The sequence below is a fragment of the Paenibacillus sp. FSL W8-0186 genome (assembly GCF_037969765.1).
Lineage (GTDB): Bacteria > Bacillota > Bacilli > Paenibacillales > Paenibacillaceae > Fontibacillus > Fontibacillus woosongensis.
The window spans coordinates 3,270,756-3,283,696 of the sequence record NZ_CP150207.1; the positions used below are offsets into that span (position 1 = coordinate 3,270,756).

The 12,941-nt window shown below is 51.2% G+C and carries 11 protein-coding genes; all 11 read right to left on the reverse strand.

Annotated elements, in window-relative coordinates; genetic code table 11:
- Positions 1 to 152 precede the first annotated feature (152 nt).
- Positions 153 to 845, reverse strand: coding sequence for a DnaD domain-containing protein (locus tag MKX50_RS14695; RefSeq protein WP_213590656.1), 693 nt, complete (start codon positions 843 to 845; stop codon positions 153 to 155).
- A gap of 76 nt (positions 846 to 921) precedes the next feature.
- Positions 922 to 2,217 carry an asparagine--tRNA ligase gene (asnS, locus tag MKX50_RS14700; protein ID WP_213590655.1) on the reverse strand — a complete coding sequence of 432 codons (1,296 nt, stop codon included), beginning with the start codon at positions 2,215 to 2,217 and terminating at the stop codon, positions 922 to 924.
- A 29-nt stretch (positions 2,218 to 2,246) separates the two neighbouring features.
- Entirely contained in the window at positions 2,247 to 3,449 is a 1,203-nt protein-coding gene (locus tag MKX50_RS14705; protein ID WP_339157281.1) for an acetate kinase, read from the reverse strand.
- Complete coding sequence (locus MKX50_RS14710) at positions 3,446 to 4,318, reverse strand: 3-hydroxyacyl-CoA dehydrogenase NAD-binding domain-containing protein (RefSeq protein WP_155610088.1); 873 nt, start codon at positions 4,316 to 4,318, stop codon at positions 3,446 to 3,448. Before MKX50_RS14710 ends, MKX50_RS14705 begins: the two co-directional genes overlap by 4 nt.
- A 135-nt stretch (positions 4,319 to 4,453) precedes the next feature.
- Positions 4,454 to 5,956, reverse strand: coding sequence for an AAA family ATPase (locus tag MKX50_RS14715; RefSeq protein ID WP_213590653.1), 1,503 nt, complete (start codon positions 5,954 to 5,956; stop codon positions 4,454 to 4,456).
- On the reverse strand, positions 5,949 to 6,482 hold the full coding sequence (locus tag MKX50_RS14720; RefSeq protein ID WP_213590652.1) for a hypothetical protein: 534 nt from the start codon (positions 6,480 to 6,482) through the stop codon (positions 5,949 to 5,951). The genes MKX50_RS14715 and MKX50_RS14720 overlap by 8 nt, the downstream gene beginning before the upstream one ends.
- Before the next feature lie 215 nt (positions 6,483 to 6,697).
- On the reverse strand, positions 6,698 to 7,183 hold the full coding sequence (locus MKX50_RS14725; RefSeq protein ID WP_213590651.1) for a DUF5590 domain-containing protein: 486 nt from the start codon (positions 7,181 to 7,183) through the stop codon (positions 6,698 to 6,700).
- A gap of 31 nt (positions 7,184 to 7,214) precedes the next feature.
- Positions 7,215 to 8,513 carry an amidohydrolase gene (locus MKX50_RS14730; RefSeq protein WP_213590650.1) on the reverse strand — a complete coding sequence of 433 codons (1,299 nt, stop codon included), beginning with the start codon at positions 8,511 to 8,513 and terminating at the stop codon, positions 7,215 to 7,217.
- A complete protein-coding gene (locus tag MKX50_RS14735) occupies positions 8,503 to 9,153 on the reverse strand; it encodes a redox-sensing transcriptional repressor Rex (protein WP_213590649.1) in 651 nt (216 codons plus the stop codon). Before MKX50_RS14735 ends, MKX50_RS14730 begins: the two co-directional genes overlap by 11 nt.
- 39 nt (positions 9,154 to 9,192) lie before the next feature.
- A complete protein-coding gene (gene dinG, locus MKX50_RS14740; RefSeq protein WP_213590648.1) occupies positions 9,193 to 12,069 on the reverse strand; it encodes an ATP-dependent DNA helicase DinG in 2,877 nt (958 codons plus the stop codon).
- A 151-nt stretch (positions 12,070 to 12,220) separates the two neighbouring features.
- Positions 12,221 to 12,853: a tetratricopeptide repeat protein gene (locus MKX50_RS14745; RefSeq protein ID WP_213590647.1), complete on the reverse strand. Its 633-nt coding sequence runs from the start codon at positions 12,851 to 12,853 to the stop codon at positions 12,221 to 12,223.
- Positions 12,854 to 12,941 lie beyond the last annotated feature (88 nt).

Sequence of the window (12,941 nt, forward strand, 5' to 3'; positions counted from 1 at the left end):
AGTCAAGATGTCCTAGCACTGCATACCAAACATAACATATTTCGGCCCTACTAAAAAAGAGGAAACCTCTCCTTGGAGAGATTTGGAATTGCTAGGGTTACTAACACCAATCTCTCCAAGTAGAGGTTCCATTTCATGTAACAAATATTAGACTATCGCCCCAAGCTGCGGAATTTTTGGGCATATGCCTTGGCATCCTCAACCGTCTGGACGCGGTTACGATTCCACTCCAGCAATATCCGGTCGATATAGCGAAAGTGCACTTTGCCGGCGAAGACGGCTTCCTTCAATGCCAGCAAAATAAGCTCCTCCGGGTAACCATCCTGATCCACCCAGCTTGAAATCGTCTCGCATTCCATCGGCGATAGGGGTCTTGCGAACTCTTTTTCGAATATAACGAATAAGTTCCGTTCGTTCGCCTCCGGTTTGGCTGCTTCCGGCTCGCGCTGGTGGCTCTGCTGCCGCAGTGCGGCCCGTTCTTCAGCCAAGCACTGCGCCAGGCGTTCATACATCCCTGCCAAATTGTAGCTCTCAAACTGGATGCCTGTGCGTTCGTCCCATTCCATATCGATGGAGATCCATTTATCCTTCATCAGTCGCTGAATGACGGAGGAGACCTCCCCAGGCGCTTTTCCCATCCGCTGCTCCAGCTGCTCCATCGAAGGAAAATCATTATGCTCCAGCTGCTTGTATGTAACTAGCTGCAGCAGTAGCATGACTTCCGTATCACTTAAACCGAGTTTTCGGTAATGTGTCAGCAGAGAGGAGGGTACATGCACAACACCTGCTTCCATACCGAATGCGACTCCTTTTGCCCACACCTTCCAACCATCGGTCAATGCCATACGTCCTCACCTTTCTTATCCTTACGAACCCGTACTTGTATTGTATAACGCTGATGACTTCCGGGCTACTGTCCTTTTACGGATAAAGGCGATACAGCATCCGCGGGAACGGAATCGTCTCACGGACATGATCCAGTCCGCAAATCCAGGCAACCGTCCGCTCGAGACCAAGCCCGAAGCCGGAATGCGGTACTGAGCCGTATTTGCGCAGATCCAGGTACCATTGGTAAGCTTCCGGCGACAGCTCGTGTTCCTGAAAGCGCGCCTCCATCAATTCCGGATCGTCAATCCGCTGCGAACCGCCGATAATCTCTCCGTAGCCTTCCGGAGCAATCATATCCGCGCAGAGTACAACCTCCGGACGGTTAGGATCAGGCTTCATGTAGAATGCCTTGATGCCGGCAGGATAATGCGTGATGAATACCGGCTTGTCGTACTGCTCGGCAATCGCTGTCTCATGCGGCGCACCGAAATCCTCGCCCCAAGGTAGGTCAAAGCCTTTCCCATGCAGAAACTCGATAGCTTCGTCATAAGTAATCCGCGGGAATGGAGCTTGAATGCTCTCCAGCTTGGAAATGTCGCGGCCAATCGTCTCCAGCTCAGTCCGGCAGTTCTTCAGGACGGATTGAACGACGTGCGTAATAAACTGCTCCTGAACAACCAGGCTTTCTTCATGTTCGGTGAAAGCCATCTCCGGCTCAATCATCCAGAACTCGATCAAGTGGCGGCGGGTCTTGGATTTCTCCGCCCGGAACGTCGGGCCGAAGGAATATACTTTTCCAAGCGCCATCGCCGCCGCTTCCATATAAAGCTGCCCGCTCTGCGTCAGGTAAGCATCCTCGTCGAAATATTTCGTATGGAACAGATTGGTCGTACCCTCCGCAGAAGTTGGCGTCAAAATCGGCGGGTCGACGAGTGTAAAATGGTTCTGATCAAAGAACTGCTGGATCGCTCTGATGATTTCCGCGCGAATAACCATGATCGCCCGCTGCTTCGAGGAACGCAGCCATAAATGGCGATGATCCATCAGGAAATCAACACCGTGCTCCTTCGGTGTAATCGGATAGTTTTCCGTCAGATGGATGACTTTGATTTCCGTCACCGTCATTTCATATCCCGATTGGCTGCGCGGCTCCTCACGGATGACACCTGTCACATACAGCGAGGATTCCTGTGTCAAGCTTTTTGCCGCATCCCACGTCTCCTCGGATACTTCGCTTTTGACGACGACGGCCTGAATGTAGCCTGTGCCGTCCCGGAGCTGAAGGAACTGTATTTTACCGCTTGAGCGTTTGTTGTTTAACCAGCTGCCGATGACCACTGTCTCGCCGACATGCTCGTTAACCTGACGAATCACCGTTTTGTTCGCCATTTATGAACATCTCCTCTAACTATGCTGATTTATGCTTTATTAACAATATGATGGGTATCCCGGGCAATGACCAATTCCTCGTTCGTAGGAACAACAAGAACCTCTACTTTGGAATTCGGCGTGGAAATGCGCCGCGGATCCCCGGAACGGATTTTGTTCAGCTCTGGATCAAGCTCTACGCCAAGATAAGTCAGGTTTTCGCAGACCTTCTCGCGCACGATCGCCGAGTTCTCGCCTACACCCGCCGTAAATACGATAACATCCACACCGTTCATTGCCGCTGCATAAGAACCAATATATTTGCGCAGACGGTACTCATACATTTCAAAAGCAAGCGTCTCGTTTGGTTCGCCGGCTTCCAGCCCATCGGTAATATCGCGCATATCACTGCTGCTGCCGGAAATTGCCAGCAAGCCGCTGTGTTTGTTAAGCATGGAGTTGACTTCACTGATCGACAGCTCTTCTTTGTTCATGACAAACGTGACGACTGCCGGGTCCAAGTCACCGCTGCGAGTACCCATCATGAGACCTTCCAGCGGGGTTAGACCCATCGAGGTGTCTACGGACACGCCGCCTTGAACAGCGGTCAAGCTGGCACCGTTACCGATATGGCAGGTAATGATCTTAAGGTCTTCGATCGGACGCTCCAGGTAAGCTGCGGCCGCCTTGCTTACATAGTCGTGCGACGTGCCATGAGCCCCGTAGCGGCGTACGCGGTGTTTCTTATATAGTACTTTCGGGATCGGATATAAATACACCTTCTCCTCCATCGTTTGGTGGAACGCCGTATCGAAAGCCACCACCTGAGGAACTCCTGGCATATTTTTCTCTGCCGCGTTAATCCCCATAATCGCTGGCGGATTGTGCAGCGGGGCCAGGTCGAACAAACGGCGGATTTCGGATTTTACTTCTGGAGTAACAAGCGCCGAGCCCTTAAAGAATTCCCCGCCGTGAACGACGCGGTGCCCTACGGCCTGAATTTCCTCGACAGAATTCAGAACGCCGTGCTCTTTATCGGTCAGCTTCTCCAGAACCTTACGAATTGCTGTCGTATGTTCCAGGATTTCACTAACCTCCGTAACTTCCTCTTTGCCTGTCGGCTTATGGGTCAGAATGGAGGAATCCATGCCAATCCGTTCAACCAGACCTTTCGCCAATACCGACTCATCATTCATGTCATACAATTGATATTTCAGGGAAGAGCTTCCCGCGTTGATTACGAGAACTTTCATAGCCGGTCACCATCCTTGTCGTATTTGAAAAATCCTTCACCTGTCTTCACACCCAAATTACCGGCGCGGACCATCTTTTTCAATACGAAGGAAGGGCGGTATTTCAAATCGCCGAATTCGCGGAACATGCGCTCAAGCGCCGCCAAGACGGAATCCAAGCCGAAACGGTCAGCCATTTCAAGAGGACCGTACTGGAACTGATAACCAACGCGCATGGCATTGTCAATGTCCTCTGCCGTAGCAACGCCTTCGCCCAGCACGTGCAGCGCCTCGTTAATCATGACGCAAATGATGCGGGAAGTGACGAATCCTGGTGATTCATATACCATGATGCCGCGTTTGTCGACAACTTCCTCCACGAAATGCTTCGTTTCTTCAAATGTTGCATCCGAGGTTTTCAGTCCGCGGATAATTTCCACGAGGTTGATCTTGGAAACAGGATAAATAAAGTGCATGCCGATCACGCGCTCAGGATACATGGTCGAGCCGGCGATCTCCGTCAAGCTGAGCGTGGACGTGTTGCTGGCCAGAATAATATTGCTCGGGCATACGTGATCGAGCTGCTTGAACACTTCTTTTTTGGCATCCAAATCCTCCGAAATGGTCTCGATAACCATATCACAGGTACCGAGTTCGGCAAGATGGGTTACTTTATGGACTTTGGATAAAATCAGCTTCTTCTCGGCCTTCGTAATGGCCCATTTCTCCAGCTGCTTATCCAAGCTTGTCTCTATCATATTATAAGCGTGGTCCAATTTCTCAGGCGTTTCCTCCACAAGCAGCACATCGAGTCCTTTGGCTGCCAGCATTTCGCTGATCCCCTGACCCATCGTGCCGCCGCCGATGACACCTATTCTTTTGAAGTTCATGGTTCTCTCGCTCCATCCTTTCATCATCTACACATAATATTGTACCCTTCATGTCGAATAATACAATTTTTTATACCCAACATATAATAATATCTTAGCACGGACAAAAAGTAAAAAAAATAACCGGCATACGATTTATGCCGGTAAAAGAGCACTGTCACCAAATTGACATCTAAATTGCTCCCCAGAGAGGCGTTCCTCACGCAACAGGATCTCCAGTGACTTGTCGAATGCTGCCGAATGATCAAGCAGCAGCTGCTTTGAACGATCCGCTAGATCATCCAAAATAGCGGCATTCTCCTTCATGAGCACTTCCTTGGTCATCATCTCCATATTGACGATGCCAAGCGATGTTAACCCGGAGGTCATCATCGTATGCACGATGTTGATCGCCTGCTCAAAATCGTTGCTGGAACCGGTACTGCGCTCCCCGTAATAAATTTCTTCGGCAGCCGCTCCGGCCAAAGCGATAATGATCTGGCCTTCCAAATAGGCTTTTGTATATAAATATTTGTCTTCCTGCGGATTGTGCCGGACATAACCAAGCGCTCTGCCGCGCGGACTAAGCGCAACCTGGTTCACGCTTCCCGGTGCAACTACCTCGGCGGCGATCGCGTGACCCAGCTCATGAATCGCAACGCGCCGTTTCTCTTCTTCTGTAGACACCCGGTCAGTCCGTTCGCCGAGCATGACCTTGTCAATGGCCATCGACAAATGACGCTGCTCGATTTCCTTCTTGCTCTCTCTCATTGCATAAATTGCCGCCTCATTCATGACGCTCTCGAGCTGCGCCCCGGAGAATCCGAAGGATTCCTCGGCGACCTTCTCCAGACTCACGCTGTCGTGCAGCGGTTTATTGTTGGCGTGAAGCTCCAAAATATGCATGCGGCCCTTCTTATCCGGCAAATCGACCTGGATGTGGCGGTCGAATCGCCCCGGGCGCAGCAGGGCGCTGTCCAGCATTTCCTTGCGGTTCGTCGCGGCCATGAGTAAAATACGCGGCGCTTCGGTAGAATAAATGCCATCCATTTCCGTCAGCAGCTGATTCAGCGTTTGATCGTATTCTCGCTGCTGGCCGCCTTCTCTTTTACCGCCAATCACATCGATTTCGTCGATAAAGATAATCGCATTGTCCTTGTTCTCTTTAGCGGCACGTGTCCGCGCTTCCTTGAACAGTTCGCGAATCCGTCCTGCCCCCACCCCGACATACATCTCTACGAACTCGCTGCCGGAGGCGGCGACGAAGACGGAATTCGTATAGTGGGCCGCGGCTTTGGCCATCAAAGTCTTGCCCGTTCCCGGAGGCCCTGTCAGCAAAATCCCTTTGATTGGCCGGATGCCGAACTGCTTGATTTCCTCATGACGCACCATGAAGTCAAGCGCTTCCTGCAGCTCCTGTTTGGCGCTTTCCTGGCCGCCGATTTCTTCGAAGGTCAGCTTCGCCGGTCCCGCCTTTTTCCGCTTCCGCTCTTGAGCTGCGCCAATCGCAATGCCTCCGCGCATTTTAAGCACAGTGAATACCGCGCCCACCATCAGGAGCGCGAAGATCAGCGGAACTACGTTGAGGCCCATAAAAGCCATAAAAATCAATAATACAGGAACAAATCCGGCTATGGCTTCCCACATCCATTTACGCATTTGGCCACACCCCCATTTTTTGCGGAATGCGTGGCAAAATAACATACTTGCTTGCAGTTCCATAGGTCAACGTCACATAGACGTTCTCATTATCCATATCCGCGGTCGCCTGCAGCGCGTCGTGCTGCTGCGCCAGTTGATCCAACGTATGCTGTATTTCGGTGTATTGTTTGTTTTCCATCGCCTGAGCTACGGAAAACAGCGCTTCACTCCAAATTTTATCCAAATCCGGCGTTGAATGATCCGTCACTTCCAGCTTCAGGTTGCGATTGCCGAGCAGCTTCTTCCCGTCTTTCTCAATGTGGCGGACAAGTCCACCCATATCCGTACCCACTGCAAGGTCAAGTTTCAACCCTACCTCTTTGGGGGTAATATTAAATTGAACGTGATTTACGCCCTCGTATTGCTTAACCAGCTTTTGGAACGGGGCTTCAATCGCCCATTGGCGATAGGCAAACCAACCGCCAAACAGCAATACGGCAGAGACAGCAGCGATAGCGACAGTTTGTCCGATACGTAATTTCATTCGCGGCTTCCTCCTATCCTAATTATATATATAAAATATTGCATGAATTGATATACTTCGATATATCACAAACTACAAATAAGAGTATAACATATAGTTCGCGCAATATCGAAACCAAAGTATGAATATATTTAAAATTTTTAGGGAATAGCAAAGAACCTCGCTCCACCCGAGCGAGGTTCTCCCTTTATACTTTATGGATTGCGCCATCTTGATCAACGATTCGGCAGCGTAAATTTATCAGGCAGAATCGAGCCGTCGCTAAACTTGAAAAACTGATAATAGTGATGCTCCTTCTCCTTGTAAAAGAGCTGCCAGACATATTCGCCCTCATAGATCCCCGGCATGAGCCTGACGATTCTGATTCCCGGCAGCTGGCTTTTGATGATATCCCGGATCTGCTGCTCGTTGGTTCCGCCGCTAAGAAGCTCTTCATGCGCTTCCCCGCCTTCCGGCAGCCAGACCATCAGTTCCTCACCGTTCTCGTTTTGTCCTTGAACTACCCAGCATACCTCGTCCCACACCGATTTCCACGTCTTGTCGACCGATACGATGCCTGTTTGCTGTTTAGCCGTCTGAATCGCCGCTGATTCCTCATTCCAAGTATCCTGCATGACGTATACATAAAAACGATGAAGGCCAAAGAGCACAAGCAGCAGAATGAGGATAGAAAGCAGGATCCATTTGGTTCTCTTCTTCAACCTTCTCTTCCTTTCCTAAACAAGCTTGAGGCTATCTGGATAACAGACCTTCAAAAGCCGCCTGTGCCTCATGGCGAATCCGCTCTTCATCCAGGGTGAGGCACGCGCCGTGCTTCACGATTTGCTTCCCGTCGACCCATACATGCTCTACATCTTTCGGTCCGGCGGAATATACAACATGAGAAACGTAATCGGTTCTCGGCACAAAATGAGCCTGCTCGGTGTTGAGCGCGATGAAATCCGCCTTCATTCCTGCGGCAAGTTTGCCCGTATTGTTAAGGAACACGGATTGGGCCCCGTATTCTGTCCCCATCCGCAGTGCCTCCAGCGCCGGGACTGCCGTCGGATCTCCTGATACCCCCTTGTGAATCAAAGCGGCGAGACGAATCTCTTCAAACATGTCTAAATTGTTGTTGCTCGCTGCACCGTCGGTACCAAGCGAAACGGTAACCCCCGCTTTCAGCAGTTCAGGAACCCGCGCAACGCCGCTAGCCAGCTTCAGATTGCTTCCTGGATTGTGTGAAATCGCAACTTTATGGGCAGCGAGCACTTCAATCTCTTCATCTGTCAAATGAACGCCATGCGCAAGCAGGGTCGGACGCGAGAACATGCCCAGCTTAAGCAAATGCTCCACCGGTCTTGCTCCGTAATCGGCGACGTTTTGCTCCACCTCGGCCTGCGTCTCCGACATATGTGTATGCATCGGCAAGTCAAGATCATGTGCCGCCTGCACGAACTGCTCAATGTAATCCGGCGGGCAAGTATAAGGCGCGTGTGGCGAAATCATCGCCGTAATCCGGCCGTCCGCCTTGCCGTGCCAATTGCGAGCAAAAGCAACCGCTTCATCCAGCTTCTGCTTCTGTACGTCAGGCGGGCACAGCCCGATCGCCCCGCGCATCAGTACCCCGCGGATGCCGGATTCTTCCGTCACCTGTGCGACCTTGTCCATATGATCATACATATCGAGGAAGGTTGTCGTCCCTCCCTTAATCATCTCCAGTACGGACAGCGCAGTTCCCCAGTACACGTCATTACCTGTGAACTTCGCTTCCATCGGCCACATTTTCTCCTGCAGCCATTTTTGCAGCACCATATCGTCCCCATAACCGCGCAGCAGCGACATGGCTGCATGGCCGTGCGTATTGATCAGACCAGGCAAAAACAACAGGCCTTTTCCGTCCATAACTTCCGCATTCTCGCTGCCTTCTGGACGCTCGGAGCCAATATAGGTAATCAGGTCGTCCTCAACGAGCATATAACCGTTAACGACAGGTTCTTGTTCTTCCAGCACGGCAAACGTACCGTTTGTGATTAGCAGTTTACGACTCATTCGAAGTAAGTTCCTTTCCGTCATTCAAATAATAGGCAAGACTGAGCAGGTCCGTCGTGAAATCAGCCGCATGTATTCTTACCTCCGATGGCACCTTCAAAATAGTTGGCGCGAAGTTAAGAATCGCTCCGATCCCGGCGGCAACAAGCTGATCCGCCACGCGCTGGGCCTCGAAATCAGGAACCGTAATGATACCGATCCGTATGTTCATCGCTTGTACCGTCTCCACGAGCTCGTCGATCGGTTGAACCGTAATATTGTTGATCTTGGTGCCGATTTTGGACGGTGCGGCATCGAATACCGCCACGATTTTCATATTGTCCTTCAGGTAGGCATTATAGTTAGACAGTGCTTGGCCTAGATTACCAGCTCCGACTAGAGCTACATTGATCTGCTGATCCAGATTGAGGATCTGCCGGATTTTTTCAATGAGATAAGACACGTCGTAGCCGATGCCTTTACGGCCAAAATCCCCAAAATAAGCAAGGTCCTTCCGGATTTGCGCAGGATTAAGATCAAGCTTCTGACCCAATTCCTGAGAGGATACCGTAGGCACTTCACGAAGGCTCAGCTCATTGAGGAAACGCAAATACACTGGCAATCTGCGTACAACCGCATCGGAAATTTTTTCTGATTTCATAGCTTTTCTCCCCTTATAATGGCGCGATATGAATTACGGTTATTGCTCCTTTGCCCCCTGGACTTCGTGAACATCCAGCCATTCGGAAATTCTCGGTACCATTTGCTCGGTCGGCATATGTTCCATCTTCGGCCCAGGCAGCGAATATAAGAAATATTTTCCGTAGTAAGATTCCAAGATGCGCGTATCGTACACCACCACTATCCCGCGATCCTGAGAAGAGCGCACTAGGCGTCCAAACCCCTGTTTGAAGCGGATGACGGCCTGCGGTACGGACAGCTTCATGAATGGGTTCTTCTTCTCCTTCTGAAGCCTTTCGCTCTTCGCCTCGACAAGAGGATGGTTCGGCGGCTGGAATGGCAGGCGGACAATAGCTAGGCTGGTCAGCGCCTCCCCCGGTATGTCCACGCCTTCCCAGAAGCTGCTCGTGCCGAGCAGCACGGATGCTTCCTGGCCCTGGAATCTGCGGGTCAGCTTCGTGCGGCTGCCGCTATCCATTCCTTGGCCGATGACGGTAATTCCCTCGGAGGATAATTGCTCCTTCAGCGGGTCATAAACCTGGCGAAGCATCCGGTATGACGTGAATAACACCAGCATCCGGCCGCGCGTTGCTATAGCCGTTTCGGCTAACGACTGCACCAGCATCTTCACGAAATGTTCATCCCCCACGCTGCCTTTGACGCTCGGGAAATCACGCGGAATGACGAGCAGCGCCTGGTTTCTGTAATTGAATGGCGAAGGCAGCATGGAGGTCAGCAGCCGGTCGCTGTCAGCGGCTTCCTGCAGTCCAAGCTGTTCGATCATGTACTGGAATGACTTATCCACGGACAATGTAGCCGAGGTCATAACCACGCTCTTCTTTTTGTCGAAGAAATAGTTTTTGAGCTGCTGGCTCACATCGATCGGAACCGCATAAATCTGCAAGGAGCGGCTGCGGTAATTCCCGTTGCCTTCGATCCAGTAAACGGTGTCCTCGTCATCAAGCTTCATAAACGAACGGATTGCTTCCCGCTCTGTCGCCAAGTCCTTGAGCAGACCGCTGATATCCGTCAGCAAGCTGTCCGCCCCGTAATCCTCCTGCTCGTCCCTGATGTCGTTCAGCATCCGTTCCCCTTTGCGGACGATGTCCCCCAGCAGGACATAGATATGATTCTCTAGCGCGCTGAGCGTATCCCAATCCTTAGGTTTCTTGTGCGGCAGCAAGCGGAGAACAAATTGCCCCGGGTCGCCAGGAGCCGCGTCGCTTCGTTCCGGCATTAGGGCGAACAGCATTTCGCTCAGCTTGTCCCAGCTTTCCTTCACGTCAAGCAGCGCAGGATAAATGCCATCGATTACACTGCACCAGTCCGCGGCTTTCTCGCCGGGCGTATTCTGCAGCAGCATTCTCAAATTAGGCAGCTGCCCTGTCTTACTGTCCTTGAAAAGGCGGGTTAATGTGTGTACGACCGTAAAGTATTTCATGTGAAGCCCCAAATGCTTGCCTGCCACATCTTCCAAATGATGTGCCTCGTCGATGACCAGCCGTTCGTACCCCGGCAGCAGCTGATGCCCTGCCTGAATATCCGTGAACAGCTTGGAATGGTTCGTGATCACGACATCAGCTACGCCAGCCTCGTGTTTAGCCCGGTGGTAGTAGCATTTGCGAAACCATGGGCAGGAACGCCCCAAGCAGGAATCGGAATCACTGGCCACCGTTTCCCAGAAATCGCCGCCGCGGCTGCTCAAATTCAGTTCCTCATCGTCGCCCGTTTCGGTTTGAGTTAGCCATACGATCATCTGGGCTGCTGTCATGACATCTTCTTTGGGAGAAACGAAATCTCTCCTACTTATTTTATGTTCAAATTTGCGCAGACACAAATAGTGCTGTCTTCCCTTAAATACTGCCGCACGAAATGGAAATGGCACAACATCCGTTAACAAGGGGATGTCCCGCTCGCGAAGCTGCTCCTGCAAATTGATCGTGTGCGTACTGACCATGACGTTCTCGTCGTGCTTTACGCTGTGATATATGGCCGGCAGCAAATACCCGAGCGATTTGCCCGTGCCAGTTCCGGCCTCGACAAGCAAATGCTTGTCTTCGTCGAAGGCGCGCATTACTTCCGCAAGCATCATGTTCTGCGCCTCGCGCTCCTCATATCCTGGCAGCTTGGCGCGCAGATGTTCACTCACCTGCTCCTTGAACTCCGTAAAGCTGACGTTATCTAGCGGATTGTCCAGCATATTCTCCCTAGCGGGCATAATATCCATCCAATCCTCCACTTGCAAAGCGTACTGGCGGTAATACGTAAATCCGTCCGTGTCCTGCTCTCCCTGCAGCTGTCTTTCCTGCAGCGCAGCATCAAAGAACCAGCCCAGATCGCTGTCTTCCCCAGCAAACAGGTCGGCGAGCCGCTGCAGCGTCAGAAGCGGCAGGTCGTTTAATTCCTCCAGGCATTTCAGGAATATATAGGCCGTGGCCAGCGCATCACTGTCAGCTTGATGGGGCCGGTCATGCTCTATGCCGAACTCGGAAGATACTAGTCCGAGCTGGTAAGAACCAAGCGAAGGGTACAATATTTTCAAAAAATCCATCGTATCCAAAATGCGCCCGGTAAAAGGCAGGTAGCCTGTTTTGTCCAACGCGCTCTGAAGATAATTAAAATCAAAAGCTACGTTGTGGCCGACAAGCACGACATCGTTTAGAAGCGGAACCATTTCCATCATGACTTCATCCAAGTCCGGCGCATCTTTGACGTCATCCTCGGTAATCCCCGTCAATCCTGTAATAAAAGGAGGAATCGGTATCGTCGGCTTAATGTACGAATGATATACCTGGGAAACGGTCAAATTATCATCTATAATGGCAAGCCCAACTTGAATGATCTCATCGGAGGACTGATTGCCCGTTGTCTCAAAGTCAAGTACAGCATATTTCATTTCTGTTCTATGGTCCCTTTCGTTCCAGTCTCTATTTCTCTTAACAGCATAACAGAAGATGGGCGTTTTGAAAATTGACACAGATGAATACAAAAGAAGCGATGCGCCGCAAAATAACGGATTCCCGCATCGCTCCTGCATTCGGCCCCGCCTACATCAATTTCGTAAGCTGAGTGCCGTACTGAAGTTTTCCTGTGCTATGCAGACAGGCTTCCCAATTGGCTAACGGTTCCGGCAAGCTGGGGTCGCTATGGTGAGCAAGGGTGAAAAACTCCCTCGCTTTGCTGCGATTTCCCTTTTTCGCCTCAATGCAGCCAAGCGCATTGTAAATAATGGAACGCAGCCGCTTGTTTGCCGCACTCCTAAGGACTGCTTCAAAATGGATTGCGGCCTCCTCGCTTTCATCCAGATGAAGATGGCACATCGCCAAATAGGTGCGGCCGATCAAGCTGTCCGGATATTCCTTTAGTACGGCCTGAAATTGATCCAGGGACTGGGGAAACATCAGCAGCTTATAATATCCCTGGCCTTTGACAAAAGCATCGGCGCTCATTTCCGGATAATCCGGCTCATATCTGTCCTCGAGACTAATACCGGATTGGCGCAGCATTCCCATCTTCTCCTCGAAAACAAGCCATTCTTCAATCATGCTATCGCTCATTTGCCGCAGAAGATGCCACTTTCGGGCAAGTTCATGCTTATGAGTCCCTTGGGCGATCGGGTATTGCCGGGCAATTTCATCCAACATTTCATTCATTTCCGCAAACACATGTTGAAACATCATCCGCAACCCACCCTTTAACGAAAATGAAATCAGTGCGAGGCCTTATGTTCATTTTTTGTTCCCGGGGGGCTTTTCATTCCCGAAGGCA

Excerpts from the sequence above, each read along its gene's own strand:
- MKX50_RS14695 (WP_213590656.1), bottom strand. The coding sequence starts at position 845 with ATGGCATTGACCGATGGTTGGAAGGTGTGGGCAAAAGGAGTCGCATTC.
- asnS (WP_213590655.1), bottom strand. The coding sequence starts at position 2,217 with ATGGCGAACAAAACGGTGATTCGTCAGGTTAACGAGCATGTCGGCGAG.
- MKX50_RS14705 (WP_339157281.1), bottom strand. The coding sequence starts at position 3,449 with ATGAAAGTTCTCGTAATCAACGCGGGAAGCTCTTCCCTGAAATATCAA.
- MKX50_RS14710 (WP_155610088.1), bottom strand. The coding sequence starts at position 4,318 with ATGAACTTCAAAAGAATAGGTGTCATCGGCGGCGGCACGATGGGTCAG.
- MKX50_RS14715 (WP_213590653.1), bottom strand. The coding sequence starts at position 5,956 with ATGCGTAAATGGATGTGGGAAGCCATAGCCGGATTTGTTCCTGTATTA.
- MKX50_RS14720 (WP_213590652.1), bottom strand. The coding sequence starts at position 6,482 with ATGAAATTACGTATCGGACAAACTGTCGCTATCGCTGCTGTCTCTGCC.
- MKX50_RS14730 (WP_213590650.1), bottom strand. The coding sequence starts at position 8,513 with ATGAGTCGTAAACTGCTAATCACAAACGGTACGTTTGCCGTGCTGGAA.
- MKX50_RS14735 (WP_213590649.1), bottom strand. The coding sequence starts at position 9,153 with ATGAAATCAGAAAAAATTTCCGATGCGGTTGTACGCAGATTGCCAGTG.
- dinG (WP_213590648.1), bottom strand. The coding sequence starts at position 12,069 with ATGAAATATGCTGTACTTGACTTTGAGACAACGGGCAATCAGTCCTCC.
- MKX50_RS14745 (WP_213590647.1), bottom strand. The coding sequence starts at position 12,853 with ATGATGTTTCAACATGTGTTTGCGGAAATGAATGAAATGTTGGATGAA.